A 25,913-nucleotide genomic window follows, 5' to 3' on the forward strand; every position below is an offset into this window, starting at 1 on the left:
CTTCGTAGGCAGCATCCGGCAGTCGGCGCATAATGCCTGATGCGACGATTAACGCGTCTTATCATGCCTACAAGTCTGTGCCGAACCGTAGGCCGCATCCGACATGTCACAAATACAGCGCCGGAAATATTAACCGGCTCACCCCGCGCTCCCGTAACGCGCCAGCCAACTGCTCAACATCTTCCGGCGTGGCGCTCGCCCAGCTTTGCGCCTCGCCATACACGCCGTGGGCATGAAACGCGTTCAGGCGTACCGGAACATCGCCAAGTCCCTTGATAAACACCGCCAGTTCTTCGATGTGTTGCAAATAATCCACCTGGCCAGGGATTACCAGCAAACGCAGTTCCGCCAGCTTGCCGCGCTCTGCCAGCAAATAGATGCTGCGCTTAATCTGCTGATTATCGCGTCCGGTTAATTGTTGATGACATTCGCTCCCCCACGCTTTGAGATCGAGCATTGCGCCGTCGCACACCGGGAGCAATTTTTCCCAGCCGGTTTCGCTCAACATGCCGTTACTGTCCACAAGACAGGTGAGATGGCGCAATTGTGGATCATTTTTGATAGCAGTAAACAGCGCCACCACAAACGGTAGCTGCGTCGTGGCTTCGCCGCCGCTCACCGTTATCCCTTCAATAAACAACACCGCTTTGCGGATATGACTAAGCACCTCGTCCACGCCCATGCTTTGTGCCATCGGCGTGGCATTCTGCGGACACATCTTCAGGCAGGTGTCGCACTGCTCGCAGACTGCAACGTTCCACATTACTTTGCCGTCGGCAATCTGCAACGCCTGATGTGGACACTGCGGCACACATTCCCCGCAATCATTGCAGCGTCCCATCGTCCACGGATTGTGACAATTTTTGCAGCGCAGATTGCAGCCCTGCAAAAACAGAGCCAGACGACTGCCTGGCCCGTCAACGCAGGAGAAGGGGATAATCTTACTGACTAAAGCGCATCTGCTGTTCATGGCTTATCACGCGCGGCTGGCGTTCCAGAATACGAGTGTTACGTGCAGCTTCTTCGCCCAGCCAGGTGGTGTTGGTGCGTGAACCTTCGGCACGATATTTTTCTAAATCCGACAAACGCACCATATAACCGGTAACGCGAACCAGATCGTTACCGCTGACGTTGGCGGTAAATTCGCGCATTCCGGCTTTAAAGGCACCGAGGCAAAGCTGTACCAGCGCCTGCGGATTACGTTTGATGGTTTCGTCGAGCGTCAGAATGTCGCTGATCCCGGAGTAATAATATGCATGATGCGGGGCGACGGTTTGCAGATGGGTGATTGGATCTGGCTCATCGCCATACGGCAGGCGCGCCCCCGGCGTGGTGCCGATATCGGAACTGATCCCCGACTGTGCGTGTAACATGGCGCGTTTTTGCCAGCCATATTTCACTGGCGTGCTGGCGACAAACTCCGCCAGTTGCGCGCTGATGCGATAACCCACTTCATTTGCGGCGGCTTCTTTACCGTAGCGCGCGGCAATCCCTTCTTTCTCGCACAGCAAGTTAACCGCTTCCGCCAGCCCGTACATGCCAAACATCGGCACAAAACGTTCAGGATCAATCAACCCTTCTTTGACCAGGAAGCTATTCTCAAAGAAGTGTGATTGTTGATAGAGAAATTCACATCGCGCATCGATGATGGCGATCTGCTGCTGGCAGTAGTGCGGTAGAGTGCGCGTAAAGAAGTCATCCAGCGATTCACTGCGCTCGGCAATGGCTTTCAGGTTGAGGCGTACCAGCGTACTGCCACCACCCGCTAACGGCAGTGAGTTGTAACAGCTCACAATCCCGTAGCCCCCTTTTGTGAAAATTTTATCATGCACGGGACCGTTGGCGATGTGCGGTTTGCTACATTCACAGATGTTTTTCGCCACTTCCAGCAGCAGGTCATCAGGGGTGATTTCAGGATCGTAGATAAAAGTCAGGTTGGGTGAAACCTGCTTCAGCTCTGCGTCTGCCCGTAAAATCGCACGGGTAATGGGTGAATCAGACGGGCCAATATTGGCGTGCATAAAGGCGTCAGGCAGGGTTCTGTCGAGGTAACGCCAGAAACGTTTTATTCGAATATCGATCTCGTCTTGTGTTAGAATTCTAACATACGGTTGCAACAACGCATCCAGTTGCCCCAGGTAGACCGGCATCGATGTGACCGAAGGAACGTGGTGGTAAAGAATGGTCAGCAGAGAGAGTGCATCATCAAGATCTTTCGCGCCTTCCAGCTCCAGCCATTCAGAACCGTTCGCCAGAAAACGGGCGTAATTGGGTAAGACATAGCGCGGTTTGTACGGCGCATGACCTTCAAACATATCGCAGATTACGCCTTCATCCAGCGCGCGGCGGGCTTCGGCAGGAAGCTGTGGGTAAGGCAGATTGTTTTCTGCTTCCAGCGCCAGAAAATGGCGCTTCTGCTCTGGGCTAAGTACCGGACTGGTGACAATTTGCTGGCAACGTTGTTGCAGCGCAATTTCATGAGAAGTGGGCATCTTCTTTTCCTTTTATGCCGAAGGTGATGCGCCATTGTAAGAAGTTTCGTGATGTTCACTTTGATCCTGATGCGTTTGCCACCACTGGCGCATTCATTTGAAAGTGAATTATTTGAACCAGATCGCATTACCGTAATGCAAATTTGTAAGTAGATTTTCTTAATTGTGATGTATATCGAAGTGTGTTGCGGAGTCGATGTTAGAATACTAACAAACTCGCAAGGTGAATTTTATTGGCGACAAGCCAGGAGAATGAAATGACTGATCTGAAAGCAAGCAGCCTGCGTGCACTGAAATTGATGGACCTGACCACTCTGAATGACGACGACACCGACGAGAAAGTGATCGCCCTGTGTCATCAGGCTAAAACTCCGGTCGGCAATACCGCCGCTATCTGTATCTATCCTCGCTTTATCCCGATTGCTCGCAAGACTCTGAAAGAGCAGGGCACCCCGGAAATCCGTATTGCTACGGTAACTAACTTCCCACACGGTAACGACGATATCGACATCGCGCTGGCAGAAACCCGTGCGGCAATCGCCTACGGTGCCGATGAAGTTGACGTGGTGTTCCCGTACCGTGCGCTGATGGCGGGTAACGAGCAGGTTGGTTTTGACCTGGTGAAAGCCTGTAAAGAGGCTTGCGCAGCGGCGAACGTGCTGCTGAAAGTGATCATCGAAACCGGTGAACTGAAAGACGAAGCCCTGATCCGCAAAGCGTCTGAAATCTCCATCAAAGCGGGTGCTGACTTCATCAAAACCTCTACTGGTAAAGTCGCGGTGAATGCGACGCCGGAAAGCGCGCGCATCATGATGGAAGTCATCCGCGACATGGGCGTAGAAAAAACCGTTGGTTTCAAACCGGCGGGCGGTGTGCGTACTGCGGAAGATGCGCAGAAATATCTCGCGATTGCAGATGAACTGTTCGGTGCTGACTGGGCAGATGCGCGTCACTATCGCTTTGGCGCTTCCAGCCTGCTGGCAAGCCTGCTGAAAGCTCTGGGCCACGGCGACGGTAAGAGCGCCAGCAGCTACTAAGCTGTCTTTTGCCAGAGGGCGGATGCTACGGGTCGGGTGCCCCTGTAGGCCTGATAAGACGCGTCAGCGTCGCATCAGGCTGTCAGCAGTGATGCCGGATGCGGCGCGAACGCCTTATCCGGCCTACGGGGCGAGTGCCGTGTAGGCATGATAAGAAGCGGTCAGCATCAGGCAATAACAACATCCGCCACCTGGCAACAACGCCTTCAAACTTATTCCACGGGAGGTTACCTTGTTTCTCGCACAAGAAATTATTCGTAAAAAACGTGATGGTCATGCGCTGAGCGATGAAGAAATTCGTTTCTTTATCAACGGCATTCGCGACAACACTATCTCCGAAGGGCAAATTGCCGCCCTCGCGATGACCATTTTCTTCCACGATATGACAATGCCGGAGCGTGTCTCGCTGACGATGGCGATGCGAGATTCAGGAACCGTTCTCGACTGGAAAAGCCTGCATCTGAATGGCCCGATTGTTGATAAACACTCCACCGGCGGCGTCGGCGATGTGACTTCGCTGATGTTAGGGCCAATGGTCGCTGCCTGTGGTGGTTACATTCCGATGATCTCCGGTCGTGGCCTCGGTCATACTGGCGGTACGCTCGACAAACTGGAATCAATCCCTGGCTTCGATATATTCCCGGATGACAACCGTTTCCGCGAAATCATTAAAGATGTTGGCGTGGCAATTATCGGCCAGACCAGCTCACTGGCTCCGGCGGATAAACGTTTCTACGCAACCCGCGATATTACCGCAACCGTGGACTCCATTCCGCTGATCACCGCCTCTATTCTGGCGAAGAAACTTGCGGAAGGTCTGGACGCGCTGGTGATGGACGTGAAAGTGGGTAGCGGCGCGTTTATGCCGACCTACGAACTCTCTGAAGCCCTCGCCGAAGCGATTGTTGGCGTGGCTAACGGCGCTGGCGTGCGCACCACTGCGCTGCTCACCGATATGAATCAGGTCTTGGCCTCCAGTGCCGGTAACGCGGTTGAAGTGCGTGAAGCGGTGCAGTTCTTGACGGGTGAGTATCGTAACCCGCGTCTGTTTGATGTCACGATGGCGCTGTGCGTGGAGATGCTTACCTCCGGCAAACTGGCGAAAGATGACGCCGAAGCGCGCGCGAAATTGCAGGCGGTGCTGGACAACGGTAAAGCGGCAGAAGTCTTTGGTCGTATGGTCGCGGCACAAAAAGGCCCGACTGACTTTGTTGAGAACTACGCGAAGTATCTGCCGACAGCCATGCTGACGAAAGCAGTCTATGCTGATACCGAAGGTTTTGTTAGTGAAATGGATACCCGCGCGCTGGGGATGGCAGTGGTTGCAATGGGCGGCGGACGCCGTCAGGCATCTGACACCATCGATTACAGCGTCGGCTTTACTGATATGGCGCGTCTGGGCGACCAGGTAGACGGTCAGCGTCCGCTGGCGGTTATCCACGCGAAAGACGAAAACAGCTGGCAGGAAGCGGCGAAAGCGGTGAAAGCGGCAATTAAACTTGCCGATAAAGCCCCAGAAAGCACACCAACTGTCTATCGTCGTATCAGTGAATAATTGTATACTGATCTGATCATTTAAATTTGAAGCACTGAGTACGGAGAACATATGAAACGTGCATTTATTATGGTGCTGGACTCATTCGGCATCGGCGCTACAGAAGATGCAGAACGCTTTGGTGACGTCGGGGCTGACACCCTGGGTCATATCGCAGAAGCTTGTGCTAAAGGCGAAGCTGATAATGGTCGTAAAGGGCCACTGAATCTGCCAAATCTGACCCGTCTGGGGCTGGCGAAAGCACACGAAGGTTCTACCGGTTTCATTCCGGCAGGAATGGACGGCAACGCTGAAGTTATCGGCGCGTACGCATGGGCGCACGAAATGTCATCCGGTAAAGATACCCCGTCTGGTCACTGGGAAATCGCCGGTGTACCGGTTCTGTTTGAGTGGGGATATTTCTCCGATCACGAAAACAGCTTCCCGCAAGAACTGCTGGATAAACTGGTCGAACGCGCTAATCTGCCGGGTTACCTTGGTAACTGCCACTCTTCCGGTACGGTCATCCTGGATCAACTGGGCGAAGAGCACATGAAAACCGGCAAGCCGATTTTCTATACCTCCGCTGACTCAGTGTTCCAGATTGCTTGCCATGAAGAAACCTTTGGCCTGGATAAACTCTACGAACTGTGCGAAATCGCCCGTGAAGAGCTGACCAACGGCGGCTACAACATCGGTCGTGTTATCGCTCGTCCGTTTATCGGCGACAAAGCCGGTAACTTCCAGCGTACCGGCAACCGTCACGACCTGGCTGTTGAACCGCCAGCACCGACCGTGCTGCAAAAACTGGTTGATGAAAAACACGGCCAGGTGGTTTCTGTCGGTAAAATTGCGGACATCTACGCTAACTGCGGTATCACCAAAAAAGTGAAAGCGACCGGTCTGGACGCGCTGTTTGACGCCACCATTAAAGAGATGAAGGAAGCGGGTGATAACACCATCGTCTTCACCAACTTCGTTGACTTCGACTCTTCCTGGGGCCACCGTCGTGACGTCGCGGGTTATGCTGCGGGTCTGGAACTGTTCGACCGCCGTCTGCCGGAGCTGATGTCACTGCTGCGCGATGACGATATCCTGATCCTCACCGCTGACCACGGTTGTGACCCGACCTGGACTGGTACTGACCACACCCGTGAACACATTCCGGTACTGGTGTATGGCCCGAAAGTAAAACCGGGTTCGCTGGGTCACCGTGAAACCTTCGCGGATATCGGTCAGACTCTGGCAAAATATTTTGGTACTTCTGATATGGAATATGGCAAAGCCATGTTCTGATAATGGGTGCGGCTTGATGCCCTCACCCCGGCCCTCTCCCACAGGGAGAGGGTGAAAACATGTTGATAAGGATAAAACAATGGCTACCCCACATATTAATGCAGAAATGGGCGATTTCGCTGACGTAGTTTTGATGCCAGGCGACCCGCTGCGTGCGAAGTATATTGCTGAAACTTTCCTTGAAGATGTCCGTGAAGTGAACAACGTTCGCGGTATGCTGGGCTTCACCGGTACTTACAAAGGCCGCAAAATTTCCGTAATGGGTCACGGTATGGGTATCCCGTCCTGCTCCATCTACACCAAAGAGCTGATCACCGATTTCGGCGTGAAGAAAATCATCCGCGTGGGTTCCTGTGGCGCTGTTCTGCCGCACGTAAAACTGCGTGACGTGGTGATTGGTATGGGTGCCTGCACCGACTCCAAAGTTAACCGCATCCGTTTTAAAGACCATGACTTTGCAGCTATCGCTGACTTTGACATGGTGCGTAACGCGGTAGACGCGGCTAAAGCTCTGGGCGTTGATGCTCGCGTTGGTAACCTGTTCTCCGCTGACCTGTTCTACTCTCCGGACGGCGAAATGTTCGACGTGATGGAAAAATACGGCATCCTCGGCGTGGAAATGGAAGCGGCTGGTATCTACGGCGTAGCAGCAGAATTTGGTGCGAAAGCCCTGGCTATCTGCACCGTATCTGACCACATCCGCACTCACGAGCAGACCACTGCTGAAGAGCGTCAGACCACCTTCAACGACATGATCAAAATCGCACTGGAATCAGTTCTGCTGGGCGATAAAGAGTAATTGTTTTTCGCTGAAAGGCGATTGTCGTGTTCAGCCGGAGCGGGTGACTGCTCCGGCTTTTTAGTATCTATTCATGTATGTTCAGCCGTCATCCAGGAAGGGCATATCAGCAACTCTGGCGGACAACCATAAATTCCTGCCATTTTGCTTTTGATGTTTGAGCTAAGCCGCTCCGTCTTTTCTATCCGTTTTAGAGAGTTAATCGAGATACCTAACATTTTACTTAATTCAGCAAGCGATAATTTATGCCTGATACGCACAGCGGCTAGCCAGGAAATACGCTAGCTGAACATTAAGTTGATAATCTCCCGTTTCTGCTTTTCCATATCGATCATATTCCCTTCCTTTGGTATTTTAATCAGCAAATTACCGTACTGCCCCAGCCATCCACGCCGACAATTCCCGTAGCTCTTTTTCCTGTTCCGGGAAGTCAACCAGCAGAGCTTCGCACTCTTGTTGCAGCATATCTGCGCGGTAAAGGCAGCCTTGCAGTCGTCCGGCGAGAGCTTCCAGCGGTGCGGGGTTGAGGCTATCGGTAAACACCTGGGCGCGGGTGATATGGCCTTTTTCGACGTCGAAATGCAGTTCCACGCCACCCCAGCTAAAGCGTTCATCCAGCAGATGCGAAAATGCCGGAGCCTGACCGAAGTTCCACTCCCAGCTACTCTGGCGGGCAAAGGTTTCGGCGAAGTTTGGCAGGTCTGGCGTTTTGTCCGGGGAGATGACTTCTGCTTCCACGCGCTCGCCATAATGAGCGAAAAAAGCCTCGGTTATGGCCTCGCAAATTTGCTCATGGGTAATTCCCGGTAGCAATTCGGTCAGATTGGTCACGCGGGAACGTACCGAGGTAATGCCTTTCGCTGCCAGTTTCTTTTTATCCGGATTGAGATAGTTTGCCAGGCGGCTGAGGTCGGCATTGAGCAGCAAGGTGCCGTGGTGGAAGCCACGATCTTTGGTTTCGCGATAGGCCGAGCCTGAGACTTTGCGGTCGCCTTCGGCGGTTTTCACCACCAGATCGTTGCGCCCGGAGGCTTCGGCGGTGACGCCGAGCGCGTTCAGCGCATTGAGCACAATCGACGTGGAGATGGTTTTATCGTACTCCGGCTTGTCAGCCATAAAGGTAAAGCAGGTATTGCCGAGATCGTGGAACACCGCGCCACCGCCGCTACTGCGCCGCGCCAGTCGGACGTTATCTTCTTCCATCCGCCGGGTATTACACTCTTTCCACGGGTTTTGTGCGCGACCAATCACTACGGTGTCGGCATTGCGCCAGAGAAACAGAACGCGCTGCGTGGCGGGCATCTGGCGAAAAATACATTCCTCAACCGCCAGGTTAAACCACGGGTCGTAAGAGTCAGAAATAAGCAGGCGTAATGTGGACATAACGATTTCCTTTCTTGTAGTAATGGGTCACTCTTTTTTCTCGCTTTCTTCCTCTTCCGGCACCGGTTTGCTGGCGGTTAACAGGAAGGGGGATTGCTGCCAGCGGGTGCGCTTACCCTGCAACAACGTGCGGGTAAGCACCACGCCGATTGCCAGCGAGAGCAGCAACATCAGGCGTAAAATGTTAGTGGTGTTATCCACCTGTTTGGCTTCGGTGGCGAGCGTATGGGTGTCGAGCGTCAGGCGCAGGTAGCCGAGCGGACCATTTCTCCCGGCAATCGGTTCGACAATCTGCTGGTTAAAATAGCCGCCCGCTTTTTTACCGTCGAGCGCCAGTCGATCGCGCACTTCGACGCTTTCGCCTGCGCGGGCGATAAGATCTCCTTGTTCGTCATACACGCCCGCGTCGAGGATGCGGCTTTCGTCTGTTAACTGGCTGAGGATTGCCTGAATGCGTTTTTCATCCGGAGAGTCGGTACGCATTAGCGGCGCAACGTTCAGCGTCACCTGACGCGCCAGGGTGCGGGCCAGTTCTTCAAGTTGCGGATTACGCTGTCGCTGGTGGTTTTGACTAAACCATGACGCCCCCTGCATCAGCGCCACTAACAAGGCGAGGCAGAACAGGACAATCACTGCCCGATGTAGCCGGAATTTCAGTTTTGTGCGAGCCATCTTCCACCCTTTGAAAATTTGAGACTTAATGTTGCCAGAAGCAATGGATACAAGGTAGCCTCATGCGTTATTTTCCCTGCTTCGAACGATTTTACAGGAGCCTTAATGCCTAACATTACCTGGTGCGACCTGCCTGAAGATGTCTCTTTATGGCCTGGTTTGCCTCTTTCATTAAGTGGTGATGAAGTGATGCCACTGGATTACCACGCAGGTCGTAGCGGCTGGCTGCTGTATGGTCGTGGGCTGGATAAACAACGTCTGACCCAGTACCAGAGCAAACTGGGCGCGGCGATGGTGATTGTTGCCGCCTGGTGCGTGGAAGATTATCAGGTGATTCGTCTGGCAGGTTCGCTTACCGCGCGGGCTACACGCCTGGCTCATGAAGCACAACTGGATGTCGCGCCGCTGGGGAAAATTCCGCATCTGCGCACACCTGGGCTGCTGGTGATGGACATGGACTCCACCGCCATCCAGATTGAATGTATCGATGAAATTGCCAAACTGGCCGGAACGGGCGAGATGGTGGCGGAAGTAACCGAACGGGCGATGCGCGGCGAACTTGATTTTACCGCCAGCCTGCGCAGCCGCGTGGCGACGCTGAAAGGCGCTGATGCGAACATTTTGCTTCAGGTACGTGAAAATCTGCCGCTGATGCCAGGCTTAACGCAGCTGGTACTCAAGCTGGAAACGCTGGGCTGGAAAGTGGCGATTGCCTCCGGCGGCTTTACCTTCTTTGCTGAATACCTGCGCGACAAGCTGCGCCTGACCGCCGTAGTAGCCAATGAACTGGAGATCATGGACGGTAAATTTACCGGCAATGTGATCGGCGACATCGTTGACGCGCAATATAAAGCGAAAACCCTGACCCGCCTCGCGCAGGAGTATGAAATCCCGCAGGCGCAGACCGTGGCGATTGGCGATGGTGCCAACGACCTGCCGATGATCAAAGCAGCAGGGCTGGGGATTGCCTACCATGCCAAGCCAAAAGTGAATGAAAAGACGGAAGTCACCATCCGTCACGCTGACCTGATGGGCGTATTCTGCATCCTCTCCGGCAGCCTGAATCAGAAGTAATTGCACGCCCGCCATCCTGCGGGCAGCACAGCATTAACGAGGTACACCGTGGCAAAAGCTCCAAAACGCGCCTTTGTTTGTAATGAATGCGGGGCAGATTATCCGCGCTGGCAGGGGCAGTGCAGCGCCTGCCATGCCTGGAACACCATCACCGAGGTGCGTCTTGCTGCGTCGCCAACGGTGGCGCGTAACGAGCGTCTCAGTGGCTATGCCGGTAGCGCGGGAGTAGCGAAAGTCCAGAAACTCTCCGATATCAGCCTTGAAGAACTGCCGCGTTTTTCCACCGGATTTAAAGAGTTCGACCGCGTATTAGGCGGCGGGGTGGTGCCGGGAAGCGCCATTTTGATTGGCGGTAACCCAGGGGCGGGGAAATCCACGCTGCTGCTGCAAACGCTGTGCAAACTGGCGCAGCAGATGAAAACGCTGTATGTCACTGGCGAAGAGTCGCTGCAACAGGTGGCAATGCGCGCTCATCGTCTCGGCCTGCCGACTGACAATCTCAATATGTTGTCTGAAACCAGCATCGAACAAATCTGCCTGATTGCCGAAGAAGAGCAGCCGAAGCTGATGGTGATCGACTCCATCCAGGTGATGCATATGGCGGATGTTCAGTCTTCGCCTGGCAGCGTGGCGCAGGTGCGGGAAACGGCGGCTTATCTGACGCGCTTCGCCAAAACGCGCGGTGTGGCGATTGTCATGGTTGGGCACGTAACCAAAGATGGCTCGCTGGCTGGCCCGAAAGTGCTGGAACACTGTATCGACTGTTCGGTGCTTTTGGATGGCGATGCCGACTCCCGTTTTCGCACCTTACGCAGCCATAAAAACCGCTTCGGCGCGGTGAATGAGCTGGGCGTATTCGCGATGACCGAACAGGGACTGCGTGAAGTCAGCAATCCTTCGGCAATCTTCTTAAGCCGTGGCGATGAAGTGACCTCTGGCAGTTCAGTGATGGTGGTATGGGAAGGGACGCGCCCGCTGCTGGTGGAGATTCAGGCGCTGGTCGATCACTCGATGATGGCGAACCCACGCCGCGTGGCGGTCGGGCTGGAACAAAACCGTCTGGCGATCCTGCTGGCGGTGCTGCACCGTCACGGCGGTCTGCAAATGGCTGATCAGGATGTATTTGTGAACGTGGTCGGCGGCGTGAAGGTAACGGAAACCAGCGCCGACTTAGCGTTACTGCTGGCGATGGTTTCCAGCCTGCGCGACAGGCCGCTGCCGCAGGATCTGGTGGTGTTTGGCGAAGTGGGGCTGGCAGGAGAGATCCGCCCGGTGCCCAGCGGTCAGGAACGAATCTCTGAAGCGGCGAAACACGGTTTTCGCCGGGCGATTGTTCCGGCGGCCAACGTGCCGAAAAAAGCGCCGGAAGGGATGCAGATTTTTGGCGTTAAAAAACTCTCCGACGCGCTTAGCGTGTTCGACGACTTATAATGAGAGATACGGAGGGAGATATGTCGTCATTTGATTACCTGAAAACCGCTATTAAGCAACAAGGCTGCACGTTACAGCAGGTAGCTGATGCCAGCGGTATGACCAAAGGGTATTTAAGCCAGTTACTGAATGCCAAAATCAAAAGCCCCAGTGCGCAAAAACTGGAGGCGTTGCACCGTTTTTTGGGGCTTGAATTTCCCCGGCAGAAGAAAACCATTGGTGTCGTATTCGGTAAGTTCTACCCGCTGCATACCGGACATATCTACCTTATCCAGCGCGCCTGTAGCCAGGTTGACGAGCTGCATATCATTATGGGCTTTGACGATACTCGCGACCGCGCGTTGTTTGAAGACAGCGCCATGTCGCAGCAGCCAACGGTGCCGGATCGTCTGCGCTGGTTATTGCAAACCTTTAAATATCAGAAAAATATCCGCATTCATGCTTTCAACGAAGAGGGCATGGAGCCGTATCCGCACGGCTGGGACGTGTGGAGCAATGGCATCAAAAATTTTATGGCCGAAAAAGGCATTCAGCCGGATTTGATCTACACCTCGGAAGAGACCGACGCACCACAGTACCTGGAACATCTGGGGATCGAAACGGTGCTTGTCGATCCGAAACGCACCTTTATGAGTATCAGCGGAGCGCAGATCCGTGAAAACCCGTTCCGCTATTGGGAATATATTCCTACCGAAGTGAAACCGTTCTTTGTGCGTACCGTGGCGATCCTCGGCGGCGAGTCGAGCGGTAAATCCACCCTGGTAAACAAACTCGCCAACATCTTCAACACCACCAGTGCGTGGGAGTTTGGTCGCGATTATGTCTTTTCGCACCTCGGTGGCGATGAGATCGCGTTGCAGTATTCCGACTACGATAAAATTGCGCTGGGTCACGCGCAATATATTGATTTTGCAGTGAAATATGCCAATAAAGTGGCATTTATCGACACCGATTTTGTGACAACTCAGGCGTTCTGCAAAAAGTATGAAGGGCGTGAGCATCCGTTCGTGCAGGCGCTGATCGATGAATACCGTTTTGATCTGGTGATCCTGCTGGAAAACAACACTCCGTGGGTGGCGGATGGTTTACGTAGCCTCGGTAGCTCAGTGGATCGTAAAGAGTTCCAGAACTTGCTGGTAGAGATGCTGGAAGAGAACAATATCGAATTTGTGCGGGTTGAAGAAGACGATTACGACAGCCGTTTCCTGCGCTGCGTGGAGCTGGTGCGGGAGATGATGGGGGAGCAGGGTTAAGACCCAATGCCTGATGCGACGCTGACGCGTCTTATCAGGCCTACTGTTTTGCAACCTATTGAAATCACTGGGCTTGTAGGCCGGATAAGGCGTTCACGCCGCATCCGGCATTTTACAAATTACTTCGCAATACGCTTGTACTTGATACGCTTCGGCTCCAGCGCATCTGCGCCCAGCGTGCGTTTCTTGTACTCTTCGTACTCGGTAAAGTTACCTTCGAAGAACTCAACTTTACCTTCATCCTGATAATCCAGAATGTGCGTCGCGATACGGTCGAGGAACCAACGGTCGTGCGAGATAACCATCGCGCAGCCCGGGAACTCCAGCAGGGCGTTTTCCAGCGCGCGCAGGGTTTCGATATCCAGGTCGTTGGTCGGTTCGTCGAGCAGCAGCATGTTGCCGCCAACCTGCAGCAGCTTCGCCAGATGCAGACGACCGCGCTCACCGCCGGAAAGTTCGCCAACGCGTTTACCCTGATCAACCCCTTTAAAGTTAAAGCGGCCTACGTAAGCACGGCTTGGCATCTCGGTGTTGCCGATCTTCATGATATCCAGCCCGCCGGAAACTTCTTCCCATACGGTTTTGCTGTTATCCATTGAGTCACGGAACTGATCAACTGACGCCAGTTTCACCGTTTCACCTAAAGTGATGGTGCCGCTGTCCGGCTGTTCCTGACCAGAGATCATACGGAACAGGGTCGATTTACCCGCGCCGTTCGGACCGATGATCCCGACGATCGCCCCTTTCGGGATCGAGAAGCTCAGGTTATCAATCAGCAGGCGATCGCCGTAGGATTTACGCAGGTTGCTGACTTCCAGCACTTTATCGCCCAGACGCGGTCCAGGTGGAATAAACAGTTCGTTGGTTTCGTTACGTTTCTGATATTCGGTGTTGTTCAGCTCTTCAAAGCGCGCCAGACGTGCTTTACCTTTCGACTGACGGCCTTTAGTCCCCTGACGTACCCACTCCAGCTCTTTTTCAATCGACTTACGACGTGCTGCTTCTTGCGAAGCTTCCTGCGCCAGACGCTGATCTTTCTGCTCCAGCCAGGACGAGTAGTTACCTTCCCACGGAATACCTTCGCCACGGTCAAGTTCGAGGATCCAGCCCGCAACGTTATCGAGGAAGTAACGGTCGTGGGTAATCGCCACAACGGTGCCTTCGAAGTCGTGCAGGAAGCGTTCCAGCCACGCTACGGATTCGGCATCCAGGTGGTTAGTTGGTTCGTCGAGCAGCAGCATGTCTGGTTTTTCCAGCAGCAGGCGGCACAATGCCACGCGACGACGCTCACCACCGGAGAGGTTAGCGATTTTCGCCTCCCAGTCTGGCAGACGCAGCGCATCCGCCGCACGCTCCAGTTGCACATTCAGGTTATGACCGTCGTGAGCCTGAATGATCTCTTCCAGACGACCCTGTTCAGCGGCCAGCTTGTCGAAATCGGCATCCGGATCGGCGTATAACGCATACACTTCATCCAGGCGTTTCAGGGCGTTAACCACTTCAGAGACCGCTTCTTCAATGGACTCACGCACGGTGTGTTCCGGGTTCAGCTGCGGTTCCTGCGGCAGATAACCAATCTTGATATCCGGCTGCGGACGCGCTTCACCTTCGATATCTTTATCGATGCCCGCCATAATGCGCAGCAGGGTGGACTTACCGGCGCCGTTCAGACCCAGGACGCCGATTTTTGCCCCAGGGAAGAAACTCAGAGAGATGTTTTTCAAAATATGACGTTTCGGCGGAACAACTTTGCCGACACGATGCATGGTATAAACGAATTGAGCCACGTTGGACTTCGCCTCTATGTTTATCGTGATGATGAGTTTTCAAAGGCGAAGTGTAGCCTGTTTCCTTATCTAATCCCAGCCGGTCGATCACCCTCCCGATAAAAGTAAAAAAGTGTCCATAACGTGGCGCAAACGGCAATGACTGGTTAGCATAAATCTATTAGGCGGCATGACGCTGCATTGATGTATTTACACTTAGAGGATGCGCTTGTGGAAAAAGCCAAACAAGTTACCTGGCGGCTGTTGGCTGCCGGTGTCTGTCTGCTGACGGTCAGCAGCGTGGCGCGAGCCGACTCACTGGATGAGCAGCGTAGCCGTTACGCGCAAATCAAGCAGGCCTGGGATAATCGACAAATGGATGTGGTCGAACAAATGATGCCATCCCTGAAGGATTATCCACTTTATCCCTACCTGGAATACCGCCAGATCACCGATGATCTGATGAATCAACCAGCGGTCACGGTCACTAACTTTGTTCGCGCTAACCCAACGCTTCCTCCGGCTCGCGCACTACAATCTCGTTTCGTCAATGAGCTGGCGCGGCGTGAAGACTGGCGTGGCTTGTTAGCTTTTAGCCCGGAAAAACCAGGGACTACCGAAGCGCAATGTAATTACTACTATGCGAAATGGAACACCGGGCAGAGCGAAGAAGCCTGGCAGGGGGCGAAAGAGCTGTGGCTAACCGGCAAGAGCCAGCCTAACGCTTGCGATAAGTTGTTTAGCGTCTGGCGCGCGTCCGGTAAGCAAGAGCCACTGGCTTATTTAGAGCGTATCCGCCTGGCGATGAAAGCGGGCAATACCGGATTAGTGACGGTACTCGCAGGTCAGATGCCTGCCGATTATCAAACTATCGCCTCGGCGATTATTTCTCTGGCGAACGATCCCAATACAGTGCTGACCTTCGCGCGTACTACCGGAGCGACTGATTTTACCCGCCAGATGGCAGCGGTGGCGTTTGCCAGCGTGGCGCGCCAGGATGCAGAAAACGCACGACTGATGATCCCGTCGCTTGCCCAGGCGCAGCAGCTTAATGAAGATCAGATTCAGGAGCTACGCGATATCGTCGCCTGGCGTCTGATGGGCAATGACGTCACCGACGAGCAGGCGAAATGGCGCGATGACGCAATTATGCGTTCGCAATCCACGTCGTTAATTGAACGACGCGTGCGGATGGCGCTTGGCACTGGCGACCGTTCTGGCCTGAATACCTGGCTGGCACGCTTGCCAATGGAAGCGAAAGAGAAAGATGAATGGCGCTACTGGCAAGCGGATTTACTGCTGGAACGCGGTCGTGAAGCGGAAGCAAAAGAGATTTTGCATCAACTCATGCAACAGCGTGGTTTCTACCCGATGGTTGCTGCACAGCGGATCGGCGAAGAGTATGAGCTGAAGATTGATAAAGCGCCGCAGAATATCGACAGTGCTCTGACTCAGGGGCCGGAGATGGCGCGCGTGCGCGAGTTGATGTACTGGAATCTCGATAATACCGCGCGTAGCGAGTGGGCCAATCTGGTGAAGAGCAAGTCAAAAACAGAGCAGGCACAGTTGGCGCGGTATGCTTTCAACAACCAATGGTGGGATCTTAGCGTTCAGGCGACGATCGCCGGGAAACTGTGGGATCATCTGGAAGAGCGATTCCCGCTGGCCTACAACGATCTTTTTAAACGCTACACCAGTGGCAAAGATATCCCGCAAAGCTATGCAATGGCGATTGCTCGCCAGGAGAGCGCCTGGAATCCGAAAGTGAAGTCGCCGGTAGGCGCCAGCGGTCTGATGCAGATTATGCCGGGCACAGCGACCCATACGGTGAAAATGTTCTCGATTCCAGGTTACAGCAGCCCAGGACAATTGCTGGATCCGGAAACGAACATCAACATTGGCACCAGTTACCTGCAATATGTTTATCAGCAGTTTGGTAATAACCGCATTTTCTCATCGGCAGCCTATAACGCTGGACCAGGACGGGTACGCACCTGGCTTGGCAACAGCGCCGGACGTATCGACGCGGTGGCGTTTGTCGAGAGTATCCCGTTCTCCGAGACGCGCGGTTATGTGAAGAACGTGCTGGCTTATGACGCGTATTATCGCTATTTCATGGGCGATAAACCGACGCTTTTGAGCGCCACAGAATGGGGGCGTCGTTACTGAACCGCCCGTTTATGATATGCTATCGTACTCTTTTGCGAGTACAACCGGGGGAGGCATTTTGCTTCCCCCGCTAACAATGGCGACACACTATGGCTCAACAATCACCCTATTCAGCAGCGATGGCAGAACAGCGTCACCAGGAGTGGTTACGTTTTGTTGACCTGCTTAAGAATGCCTACGAAAACGATCTCCATTTACCGCTGTTAAACCTGATGCTGACGCCGGATGAGCGCGAAGCGTTGGGGACTCGCGTGCGTATCGTAGAAGAGTTGTTGCGCGGTGAAATGAGCCAGCGTGAGTTAAAAAACGAACTCGGCGCGGGCATTGCGACCATTACTCGTGGATCGAACAGCCTGAAAGCCGCGCCCGTCGAGTTGCGCCAGTGGCTGGAAGAAGTGCTGCTGAAAAGCGATTGATTTTGTAGGCCTGATAAGACGCGCCAGCGTCGCATCAGGCATCGTGCACCGAATGCCGGATGCGGCGTGAACGCCTTCTCCGTCCTACAATGGCTGATACACCGCATTATGAAACGGACTCAGCGCCAGGATCACCGCCTGGTGATAGACGCTGGTGCGGGTGAGTTTCCCGGCGGTAAACACGCCGATTGCTCCTTCTTTACGACCAATCTCATCAATGCCGGTATAGCGCGACATCACGGGGCCAAGCGCCTCACCTTCACGCACTTTCTCCAGAATCACCGCAGGCAACGGCAAAGTTGCTGAACGCGCTTCACCACGCTGGCTGGCGTTTTCAATCACCACCCAACTGAAGGTGCTGTCACCATCAATACCCGCTTCAATCGCTACCCAAAAATCAGCCTCTGGGCGTAAATGACGGGAATTTGCTACCCGATTTCGTGCGCCAGCGCGCGTTTCCTCACTGCCAAAGGGCTGTTCCGGTACGCCGCTCTCGACGGCAACGGACTCAATGTGGCAGGATCCTTCGCCGAAGATCTCGTGAAATGCCTGCAGAATGGCCTGAATTTTAGCGGGATTGGTGGTCGCACAGACAACATGGTGCATAATCAGGATTACTCACAAAATTAACGTTAAAGCAGTATACGGAAAAAAAGCATGTTACAGGTATACCTTGTCCGCCACGGTGAAACCCAGTGGAACGCCGAGCGACGTATTCAGGGCCAGTCTGACAGCCCGCTGACTGCAAAAGGTGAGCAACAGGCAATGCAGGTGGCGAACCGTGCCAAAGAGCTTGGCATTACGCATATTATCAGTAGTGATTTAGGCCGCACCCGGCGTACGGCGGAAATCATCGCCCAGGCTTGTGGTTGTGACATCATCTTTGATTCCCGCTTGCGTGAGTTAAATATGGGCGTGCTGGAGAAAAGACACATTGACTCTTTGACTGAAGAAGAAGAGAACTGGCGTCGTCAGCTCGTCAATGGCACCGTTGACGGGCGTATTCCTGAAGGCGAGTCGATGCAGGAACTTAGCGATCGCGTTAACGCAGCACTGGAATCTTGTCGGGATTTACCACCGGGAAGCCGACCGCTGCTGGTGAGCCACGGTATCGCGCTGGGATGCCTGGTGAGTACCATTCTGGGCTTACCGGCATGGGCAGAACGACGCTTACGTCTGCGTAACTGTTCTATTTCGCGCGTGGATTATCAGGAAAGCCTGTGGCTGGCATCTGGCTGGGTCGTTGAAACTGCAGGGGACATCTCGCATCTGGACGCCCCTGCATTAGACGAGCTACAGCGTTAACGACGTATCGGAATAAGCAGCTCGCAGCGCAGATTAATTGGGCGATCTCCCGCTTTGGCATCTTCTGCCGGGTAGTATCGCTCAATATCCTGGCCTTTACGGCGAGTCAGGTTGAGCATCGGCATACAGGTTCCGTATACCGTCAGAATAAACTCCTGCACGCCGGTTCCCAGACCTTCGTAGGTAAACATCACATAGTCGCCGCCCTGCAACAGCACCGGATGCCCGGTCAGTACATAGCCGTCGGCTTGATCCCGAGCCAGAGCCGTGGTGTAAAACACTTCTTGCTCGTCGTCTTTATCCTGGCTTGGACGCGTTTCGTTCAAACCGTAAAGCACTGGCGGAATGGTTGGCGAGTTACCGAGAAAATCGTGCCAGAACTGGTAGCGCATTTCGTGGCGGAAATCAGAGATTTGCTCCAGCGAGCAGGAGTAGCTCTGGGTAACACCAATCAGCGGCGTATCTTCCAGGGTGACAAATTTGTGCTCTGGCATGGTAAATTCACCCAGACGTAGCGGCGGGCGAATACCAAAGGCGCTCCATTCAGGAGAACGGCGGTAAAGTGCGGGAGTCTGGGCAAACTGCTTCTTGAATGCGCGGGTAAATGTCTGTTGAGAGTCGAAGCGGTATTGCAGCGCGATATCCAGAATCGGACGCGCAGTCAGGCGTAGTGCGACCGCCGATTTCGACAAACGACGAGCACGAATATACGCGCCAATAGCATGGCCAGTGACATCTTTAAACATTCTCTGTAAGTGCCACTTGGAATAACCTGCTTTCGCCGCTACATTGTCGAGCGACAGGGGCTGATCCAGATGACCTTCCAGCCAGATTAAAAGGTCGCGAATAATGCCGGCCTGATCCATAAAATATCCTCATCCTTTCAACAACGAGCACCTGACATCAGGTAATTGGATAATAGCATTTTTTGCTGTTTTAGCATTCAGTGTTTTTTTCTTAGCAGAGTATGTTTTAGGTCTTGACGGAGATAAAAGAATTGAGATTTTGTTCTTAATCAATATGTTATTTATCGTGACGAACTAATTGCTCAGTGTAACTTATAAAAATGGTAACAATATGAAATACAAGCATTTGATCTTGTCCTTAAGCCTGATAATGCTGGGGCCATTGGCTCATGCGGAAGAAATTGGTTCGGTCGACACCGTATTTAAAATGATCGGCCCGGATCACAAAATTGTCGTAGAAGCCTTTGACGATCCCGATGTGAAAAACGTCACCTGTTATGTGAGTCGGGCGAAAACCGGCGGTATTAAAGGAGGATTAGGTCTGGCGGAAGATACTTCCGATGCGGCCATTTCCTGCCAGCAGGTAGGGCCGATTGAACTGTCGGATCGCATTAAAAACGGCAAAGCTCAGGGTGAAGTCGTGTTCAAAAAACGGACTTCTCTGGTCTTTAAGTCGTTACAGGTCGTGCGTTTCTATGACGCCAAACGCAACGCGCTCGCTTACCTGGCTTACTCCGACAAAGTTGTCGATGGTTCACCGAAAAATGCCATCAGCGCCGTTCCTGTCATGCCGTGGCGACAATAACAGAGGCGATTTATGCAACGGGAAACGGTCTGGTTAGTGGAATACGAGCAAGGGATAGCCGACACGCTGGTCTACATGTTGCAGCAGGAAGGTTTTGCCGTCGAATTCTTTGAACGGGGCTTACCGGCGCTGGATAAAGCGCGCCTGCAGGTTCCTGACGTTATCATTCTCGATGTCGGCCTGCCTGATATTAGCGGTTTCGAACTGTGTCGCCAGTTGCTGGCGCTGCATCCTGCGTTGCCCGTGCTGTTTCTGACCGCCCGTAGTGAAGAGGTGGATCGCCTGCTTGGGCTGGAGATTGGCGCTGACGACTACGTGGCTAAACCATTTTCACCCCGCGAAGTGTGCGCCAGAGTGCGCACCTTACTGCGTCGGGTGAAGAAGTTTTCTACGCCGTCTCCCGTCATCCGTATTGGTCATTTTGAACTGAATGAACCTGCGGCGCAGATAAGCTGGTTTGACACGCCATTAACGCTAACGCGGTATGAGTTTTTATTGCTGAAGACGTTACTCAAGTCGCCAGGCCGCGTCTGGTCACGCCAGCAATTGATGGATAGCGTCTGGGAAGATGCACAGGACACTTACGATCGCACCGTCGATACTCACATCAAAACGCTGCGCGCCAAACTGCGCGCTATAAATCCCGACCTTTCGCCGATTAATACTCATCGCGGAATGGGATACAGTCTGAGGAGCCTGTAATGCGCATCGGGATGCGCCTGTTGCTGGGCTATTTTTTACTGGTGGCGGTGGCGGCCTGGTTCGTACTGGCAATTTTTGTCAAAGAAGTTAAACCGGGCGTGCGAAGGGCGACGGAAGGGACGCTGATCGACACCGCAACGTTGCTGGCGGAGCTGGCGCGTCCCGATTTGCTCTCTGGTGACCCCGAGCATGGACAACTGGCGCAGGCGTTTAACCAGCTACAAAATCGCCCGTTTCGCGCCAATATCGGCGGCATTAACAAAGTGCGCAATGAATACCATGTCTATATGACCGATGCGCAGGGCAAAGTATTGTTCGATTCGGCAAATAAAGCTGTGGGGCAGGATTATTCCCGCTGGAATGATGTCTGGTTAACGTTGCGTGGTCAGTATGGCGCGCGTAGCACTTTGCAAAATCCTGCCGACCCCGAAAGTTCTGTAATGTATGTTGCCGCGCCGATTATGGACGGCTCGCGGCTAATTGGTGTTTTGAGCGTAGGCAAACCGAACGCAGCGATGGCGCCGGTCATTAAACGCAGTGAGCGGCGAATTTTATGGGCGAGTACCATTTTGTTGGGGATTGCGCTGGTGATTGGCGCGGGAATGGTTTGGTGGATCAACCGCTCCATTGCCCGGCTCACCCGCTATGCTGATTCCGTTACCGACAATAAACCCGTTCCTCTCCCTGAACTCGGCAGTAGCGAGCTGCGTAAGTTAGCGCAGGCGCTGGAAAGTATGCGCGTGAAGCTGGAAGGGAAAAACTATATTGAGCAGTATGTTTACGCATTAACCCATGAGCTAAAAAGCCCACTGGCGGCGATTCGTGGCGCGGCGGAAATTTTACGTGAAGGCCCACCACCGGAAGTAGTGGCTCGCTTTACCGATAATATTTTGACGCAAAATGCGCGAATGCAGGCACTGGTGGAAACGTTATTACGTCAGGCAAGACTGGAGAATCGCCAGGAAGTGGTTCTTTCTGCGGTTGATGTAGCGGCATTATTTAACCGCATCAGCGAAGCGCGCACCGTGCAGCTGGCAGAAAAAAATATCACTCTGCATGTTATGCCCATTGAGGTTAACGTTGCTGCTGAACCTGCGTTACTGGAGCAGGCGCTGGGGAATTTACTGGATAACGCCATCGATTTCACTCCCGATCATGGCTGCATAACGCTTAGTGCTGTGGCAGATCAGGAGCAAGTCACGCTTAAGGTGCAGGATACCGGCAGTGGCATTCCTGACTACGCACTGCCGCGCATTTTTGAACGCTTTTACTCTTTGCCGCGTGCAAATGGGCAAAAAAGCAGTGGGCTGGGGCTGGCGTTTGTCAGCGAAGTTGCCCGTTTGCTCAATGGCGAAGTCACGCTGCACAACATGCCGGAAGGCGGTGTGCTGGCCTCGCTTCGGCTTCACCGTCACTTCACATAACTTCAAATTCTTCCCACATAGCCTTCATACACTGCCGTCATTGCAAAGGAGAAGACTATGTTGAAATCCCCCCTGTTCTGGAAAATGACCACTTTGTTTGGCGCGGTGTTGCTGTTGTTGATTCCATTAATGTTGATTCGGCAGGTGATTGTCGAACGTGCCGATTACCGTAGCGATGTTGAAGATGCGATTCGTCAAAGCACCAGCGGGCCACAAAAGTTGGTTGGGCCGCTTATCGCTATTCCTGTGACCGAGCTTTATACGGTGCAGGAAGAGGATAAAACTGTGGAGCGCAAGCGGAGTTTTATCCGTTTCTGGTTACCGGAGTCGTTGATGGTTGATGGTAATCAGAATGTGGAAGAACGGAAGATCGGTATTTATTCCGGCCAGGTCTGGCACAGTGATTTAACGCTGAAAGCCGATTTTGACGTTTCGCGTCTTAGCGAACTTAATGCGCCAAATATCACCTTAGGCAAGCCGTTTATCGTGATTAGCGTTGGTGACGCGCGTGGCATTGGCGTGGTGAAATCGCCTGAACTTAACGGAACGGCGTTGACTATTGAACCCGGCACCGGGTTAGAGCGAGGCGGGCAGGGCGTGCATATCCCTTTACCCGAAGGAGACTGGCTGAAGCAGAACCTGAAGCTGAATATGGCGCTGAATTTAAGCGGTACTGGTGATTTTTCTGTGGTTCCGACGGGACGTAATAGCGAGATGACCTTAACCAGCAACTGGCCGCACCCCAGTTTTTTAGGCGATTTTTTGCCAGCGAAACGGGAAATAAGTGCGTCCGGTTTTCAGGCGCAATGGCAAAGTAGCTGGTTTGCTAATAATCTCGGTGAGCGTTTTGCTTCAGGCAATGATAGCGGCTGGGAAAATTTCCCGGCGTTTAGCGTCGCAGTCACTACGCCAGCCGATCAGTATCAATTAACGGATCGGGCGACCAAGTACGCTATTTTGCTGATCTCACTAACTTTTATGGCCTTCTTTGTCTTTGAAACATTAACGGCAAAGCGTTTACACCCGATGCAATATTTGCTGGTAGGGCTGTCATTGGTGATGTTTTATTTGCTCCTGCTGGCGCTTTCTGAACATACCGGTTTTACCGTGGCCTGGATAATCGCCAGTCTGATTGGGGCGTTAATGAACGGTATTTACTTGCAGGCAGTATTAAAAGGCTGGCGCAACAGCATGTTGTTTACCCTCGCGCTGTTGTTGCTGGATGGCGTGATGTGGGGACTGCTGAATTCTGCCGATAGCGCGCTGTTGTTGGGAACCAGTGTGCTGGTGGTGGCGCTGGCAGGCATGATGTTTGTGACACGTAATATCGACTGGTATGCGTTTTCACTGCCGAAAATGAAAACCAGCAAAGAAGCCACAATGGACGATGAGTTACGTATCTGGAAATAATGTTGAAAAATAAAAACGGCGCTAAAAAGCGCCGTTTTTTTGACGGTGGTAAGCCGATTAATCTTCCAGATCACCGCAGAAGCGATAACCTTCACCGTGAATGGTGGCGATGATTTCCGGCGTATCCGGCGTAGATTCGAAATGCTTACGAATACGACGGATTGTCACGTCTACAGTACGGTCGTGCGGCTTCAGCTCACGGCCGGTCATTTTCTTCAGCAGTTCAGCACGAGACTGAATTTTGCCTGGGTTTTCACAGAAGTGAAGCATGGCGCGGAACTCGCTGCGCGGCAGTTTGTACTGCTCGCCATCAGGGCCGATCAACGAACGGCTGTTGATGTCCAGTTCCCAACCATTGAACTTGTAGCTTTCAACGCTACGACGTTCTTCGCTGACAGTACCCAGATTCATTGTACGAGACAGCAAGTTGCGTGCACGGATAGTCAATTCACGCGGGTTGAACGGTTTGGTGATGTAATCGTCTGCACCGATTTCGAGGCCGAGAATTTTATCGACTTCGTTGTCACGGCCAGTCAGGAACATCAACGCAACATTCGCCTGCTCGCGCAGTTCACGCGCTAACAGAAGACCGTTCTTACCCGGCAGATTGATATCCATGATCACCAGGTTGATGTCATATTCAGAGAGGATCTGATGCATTTCCGCGCCATCTGTCGCTTCGAAAACATCATAGCCTTCCGCTTCGAAAATACTTTTCAACGTGTTGCGTGTTACCAACTCGTCTTCAACGATAAGAATGTGCGGGGTCTGCATGTTTGCTACCTAAATTGCCAACTAAATCGAAACAGGAAGTACAAAAGTCCCTGACCTGCCTGATACATGCTGCAAATTAACATGATCGGCGTAACATGACTAAAGTACGTAATTGCGTTCTTGATGCACTTTCCATCAACGTCAACAACATCATTAGCTTGGTCGTGGGTACTTTCCCTCAGGACCCGACAGTGTCAAAAACGGCTGTCATCCTAACCATTTTAACAGCGACATAACAGGCTAAGACGTGCCGGACACCCAATAAAACTACGCTTCGTTGACATATATCAAGTTCAATTGTAGCACGTTAACAGTTTGATGAAATCATCGTATCTAAATGCTAGCTTTCGTCACATTATTTTAATAATCCAACTAGTTGCATCCTACAACTAATAAACGTGGTGAATCCAATTGTCGAGATTTATTTTTTATAAAATTATCCTAAGTAAACAGAAAGATATGTAGCGTTTTTTAACAATTGAACGGTTAGTACAGTCAAGAAACAGTTTAGCTTTTTTTAAGTTAAGTAAAGGGCTTTTTCTGCGACTTGCGTTAATATTTTGTAAATTCTCTCCGCGCAGTAAGTTGACATTCATCACTCTATTCGCGGTTATTTGGTCAAGAAGAGTAGCAACATGCGTTTGACGATTATTCTGGTCGCACCCGCCAGAGCAGAAAATATTGGGGCAGCAGCGCGGGCAATGAAAACGATGGGATTTAGTGAACTGCGGATTGTCGATAGTCAGGCACACCTGGAGCCAGCCACCCGATGGGTTGCACATGGCTCCGGTGATATTATTGATAATATTAAAGTTTTTCCGACGCTGGCTGAATCGTTACATGACGTAGATTTCACTGTTGCCACCACAGCGCGTAGTCGGGCGAAATATCATTACTACGCGACACCGGTGGAACTGGTGCCATTGTTGGAAGAAAAATCGGCGTGGATGAATCACGTGGCGCTGGTCTTTGGTCGTGAAGATTCCGGGCTGACCAACGAGGAACTGGCACTGGCTGATATTCTTACCGGTGTGCCAATGGTGGCAGATTACCCTTCGCTCAATCTGGGGCAGGCGGTGATGGTCTATTGCTATCAATTAGCAACATTAATACAACAACCGACGAAAAGTAACGCAACGGCAGACCAACATCAACTGCGCGCTTTACGCGAACGTGCCATGTCGTTGTTAACGACGTTAGCGGTGGCAGATGACACAAAACTGGTCGACTGGTTACAGCAACGTCTGGGGCTTTTAGAGCAACGGGATACCGCAATGTTGCATCGTTTGTTGCATGATATTGAAAAAAATATCACCAAATAAAAAACGCCACGTCATGTTGTTTTTAGGTTTTCATTCTGACTGCAACGGGAAATCTGTCTCTGAGTGGATTAAAAAAAGAGCACCTGCCAGCAGCTTATGAACT

The 25,913-nt window shown here is 52.7% G+C and carries 25 protein-coding genes; 16 read left to right on the forward strand and 9 right to left on the reverse strand.

Annotated features, from left to right (window positions below):
* Positions 1–106 precede the first annotated feature (106 nt).
* Positions 107–970 carry a YjjW family glycine radical enzyme activase gene (locus WES_RS17895; RefSeq protein ID WP_016159435.1) on the reverse strand — a complete coding sequence of 288 codons (864 nt, stop codon included), beginning with the start codon at positions 968–970 and terminating at the stop codon, positions 107–109.
* Positions 942–2,492 carry a YjjI family glycine radical enzyme gene (locus WES_RS17890; RefSeq protein WP_016159434.1) on the reverse strand — a complete coding sequence of 517 codons (1,551 nt, stop codon included), beginning with the start codon at positions 2,490–2,492 and terminating at the stop codon, positions 942–944. Before WES_RS17890 ends, WES_RS17895 begins: the two co-directional genes overlap by 29 nt.
* A gap of 257 nt (positions 2,493–2,749) precedes the next feature.
* Between WES_RS17890 and deoC the strand changes: the two genes are divergently transcribed.
* The 4 genes from deoC (at position 2,750) to deoD (ending at position 7,158) form a co-directional block, all read left to right on the forward strand.
* Complete coding sequence (deoC, locus tag WES_RS17885) at positions 2,750–3,529, forward strand: deoxyribose-phosphate aldolase (protein ID WP_001298497.1); 780 nt, start codon at positions 2,750–2,752, stop codon at positions 3,527–3,529.
* 232 nt (positions 3,530–3,761) lie between these two features.
* Positions 3,762–5,084: a thymidine phosphorylase gene (gene deoA / locus WES_RS17880; protein ID WP_000477829.1), complete on the forward strand. Its 1,323-nt coding sequence runs from the start codon at positions 3,762–3,764 to the stop codon at positions 5,082–5,084.
* A gap of 51 nt (positions 5,085–5,135) precedes the next feature.
* Positions 5,136–6,359: a phosphopentomutase gene (gene deoB / locus WES_RS17875; protein WP_000816471.1), complete on the forward strand. Its 1,224-nt coding sequence runs from the start codon at positions 5,136–5,138 to the stop codon at positions 6,357–6,359.
* A 79-nt stretch (positions 6,360–6,438) separates the two neighbouring features.
* On the forward strand, positions 6,439–7,158 hold the full coding sequence (gene deoD, locus WES_RS17870; protein ID WP_000224882.1) for a purine-nucleoside phosphorylase: 720 nt from the start codon (positions 6,439–6,441) through the stop codon (positions 7,156–7,158).
* A gap of 71 nt (positions 7,159–7,229) precedes the next feature.
* Here deoD and WES_RS0120915 read toward each other — a convergent pair whose 3' ends face one another.
* From WES_RS0120915 to WES_RS23890, 3 genes are all read right to left on the reverse strand, one after another.
* Positions 7,230–7,436 carry a helix-turn-helix domain-containing protein gene (locus WES_RS0120915; RefSeq protein ID WP_237710329.1) on the reverse strand — a complete coding sequence of 69 codons (207 nt, stop codon included), beginning with the start codon at positions 7,434–7,436 and terminating at the stop codon, positions 7,230–7,232.
* A gap of 88 nt (positions 7,437–7,524) precedes the next feature.
* Complete coding sequence (gene lplA / locus WES_RS23885; protein WP_016159433.1) at positions 7,525–8,541, reverse strand: lipoate--protein ligase; 1,017 nt, start codon at positions 8,539–8,541, stop codon at positions 7,525–7,527.
* 27 nt (positions 8,542–8,568) lie between these two features.
* Positions 8,569–9,213 (reverse strand): YtjB family periplasmic protein, encoded by a 645-nt coding sequence (locus WES_RS23890; protein WP_000124619.1) that lies wholly within the window; start codon positions 9,211–9,213, stop codon positions 8,569–8,571.
* A gap of 105 nt (positions 9,214–9,318) precedes the next feature.
* Between WES_RS23890 and serB the strand changes: the two genes are divergently transcribed.
* Genes serB through nadR form a run of 3 tightly spaced genes read left to right on the forward strand, consistent with a single transcriptional unit; the run spans position 9,319 to position 12,971 of the window.
* Positions 9,319–10,287 (forward strand): phosphoserine phosphatase, encoded by a 969-nt coding sequence (serB, locus tag WES_RS17855; protein ID WP_001132951.1) that lies wholly within the window; start codon positions 9,319–9,321, stop codon positions 10,285–10,287.
* 48 nt (positions 10,288–10,335) lie between these two features.
* Positions 10,336–11,718, forward strand: a complete 1,383-nt coding sequence (radA, locus tag WES_RS17850; RefSeq protein ID WP_001029698.1) for a DNA repair protein RadA — start codon at positions 10,336–10,338, stop codon at positions 11,716–11,718.
* A gap of 20 nt (positions 11,719–11,738) precedes the next feature.
* Positions 11,739–12,971 carry a multifunctional transcriptional regulator/nicotinamide-nucleotide adenylyltransferase/ribosylnicotinamide kinase NadR gene (nadR, locus tag WES_RS17845; RefSeq protein WP_000093822.1) on the forward strand — a complete coding sequence of 411 codons (1,233 nt, stop codon included), beginning with the start codon at positions 11,739–11,741 and terminating at the stop codon, positions 12,969–12,971.
* Positions 12,972–13,090: 119 nt separating this feature from the next.
* Here nadR and ettA read toward each other — a convergent pair whose 3' ends face one another.
* On the reverse strand, positions 13,091–14,758 hold the full coding sequence (gene ettA / locus WES_RS17840) for an energy-dependent translational throttle protein EttA (RefSeq protein WP_000046759.1): 1,668 nt from the start codon (positions 14,756–14,758) through the stop codon (positions 13,091–13,093).
* A 210-nt stretch (positions 14,759–14,968) separates the two neighbouring features.
* Between ettA and sltY the strand changes: the two genes are divergently transcribed.
* Both sltY and trpR read left to right on the forward strand, forming a co-directional pair.
* The gene (gene sltY, locus WES_RS17835) at positions 14,969–16,906 is read left to right on the forward strand and encodes a murein transglycosylase (protein ID WP_016159432.1); all 1,938 of its coding nucleotides are present in this window, start codon (positions 14,969–14,971) and stop codon (positions 16,904–16,906) included.
* A gap of 89 nt (positions 16,907–16,995) precedes the next feature.
* The gene (gene trpR, locus WES_RS17830) at positions 16,996–17,322 is read left to right on the forward strand and encodes a trp operon repressor (RefSeq protein WP_000068670.1); all 327 of its coding nucleotides are present in this window, start codon (positions 16,996–16,998) and stop codon (positions 17,320–17,322) included.
* 84 nt (positions 17,323–17,406) lie between these two features.
* On the opposite strand, the gene yjjX is transcribed toward trpR, so the two are convergent.
* On the reverse strand, positions 17,407–17,928 hold the full coding sequence (yjjX, locus tag WES_RS17825; RefSeq protein ID WP_000546620.1) for an inosine/xanthosine triphosphatase: 522 nt from the start codon (positions 17,926–17,928) through the stop codon (positions 17,407–17,409).
* Positions 17,929–17,979: 51 nt separating this feature from the next.
* On the opposite strand from yjjX, the gene gpmB reads away from it, so the two are divergent.
* Positions 17,980–18,627 (forward strand): 2,3-diphosphoglycerate-dependent phosphoglycerate mutase GpmB, encoded by a 648-nt coding sequence (gpmB, locus tag WES_RS17820; protein ID WP_000942335.1) that lies wholly within the window; start codon positions 17,980–17,982, stop codon positions 18,625–18,627.
* Here gpmB and robA read toward each other — a convergent pair.
* Positions 18,624–19,493 (reverse strand): MDR efflux pump AcrAB transcriptional activator RobA, encoded by an 870-nt coding sequence (robA, locus tag WES_RS17815; protein WP_000371672.1) that lies wholly within the window; start codon positions 19,491–19,493, stop codon positions 18,624–18,626. The two genes, gpmB and robA, sit on opposite strands and share 4 nt — an antisense overlap.
* A gap of 211 nt (positions 19,494–19,704) precedes the next feature.
* Here robA and creA point away from each other — a divergent pair, with 211 nt between their 5' ends.
* From creA to creD, 4 genes are read left to right on the forward strand one after another with little or no spacing between them, the layout of a single operon-like run.
* Positions 19,705–20,178, forward strand: a complete 474-nt coding sequence (gene creA / locus WES_RS17810) for a protein CreA (protein ID WP_000875485.1) — start codon at positions 19,705–19,707, stop codon at positions 20,176–20,178.
* Between the two features lie 12 nt (positions 20,179–20,190).
* A complete protein-coding gene (gene creB, locus WES_RS17805; RefSeq protein ID WP_016159430.1) occupies positions 20,191–20,880 on the forward strand; it encodes a two-component system response regulator CreB in 690 nt (229 codons plus the stop codon).
* Entirely contained in the window at positions 20,880–22,304 is a 1,425-nt protein-coding gene (gene creC, locus WES_RS17800) for a two-component system sensor histidine kinase CreC (RefSeq protein ID WP_001219556.1), read from the forward strand. Before creB ends, creC begins: the two co-directional genes overlap by 1 nt.
* A 57-nt stretch (positions 22,305–22,361) precedes the next feature.
* Positions 22,362–23,714 carry a cell envelope integrity protein CreD gene (creD, locus tag WES_RS17795; RefSeq protein ID WP_016159429.1) on the forward strand — a complete coding sequence of 451 codons (1,353 nt, stop codon included), beginning with the start codon at positions 22,362–22,364 and terminating at the stop codon, positions 23,712–23,714.
* A 57-nt stretch (positions 23,715–23,771) separates the two neighbouring features.
* Here creD and arcA read toward each other — a convergent pair whose 3' ends face one another.
* Complete coding sequence (gene arcA / locus WES_RS17790; RefSeq protein WP_001194358.1) at positions 23,772–24,488, reverse strand: two-component system response regulator ArcA; 717 nt, start codon at positions 24,486–24,488, stop codon at positions 23,772–23,774.
* Positions 24,489–24,583: 95 nt separating this feature from the next.
* Between arcA and yjjY the strand changes: the two genes are divergently transcribed.
* Both yjjY and WES_RS17785 read left to right on the forward strand, forming a co-directional pair.
* Positions 24,584–24,724 (forward strand): YjjY family protein, encoded by a 141-nt coding sequence (gene yjjY, locus WES_RS0120920; RefSeq protein ID WP_001303782.1) that lies wholly within the window; start codon positions 24,584–24,586, stop codon positions 24,722–24,724.
* A gap of 399 nt (positions 24,725–25,123) precedes the next feature.
* Positions 25,124–25,810, forward strand: a complete 687-nt coding sequence (locus WES_RS17785; protein ID WP_016159428.1) for a tRNA/rRNA methyltransferase — start codon at positions 25,124–25,126, stop codon at positions 25,808–25,810.
* Positions 25,811–25,913 lie beyond the last annotated feature (103 nt).

Origin of the sequence: Escherichia sp. KTE31 (assembly GCF_000407925.1) — a bacterium.
In the GTDB taxonomy this organism is placed as follows: domain Bacteria; phylum Pseudomonadota; class Gammaproteobacteria; order Enterobacterales; family Enterobacteriaceae; genus Escherichia; species Escherichia ruysiae.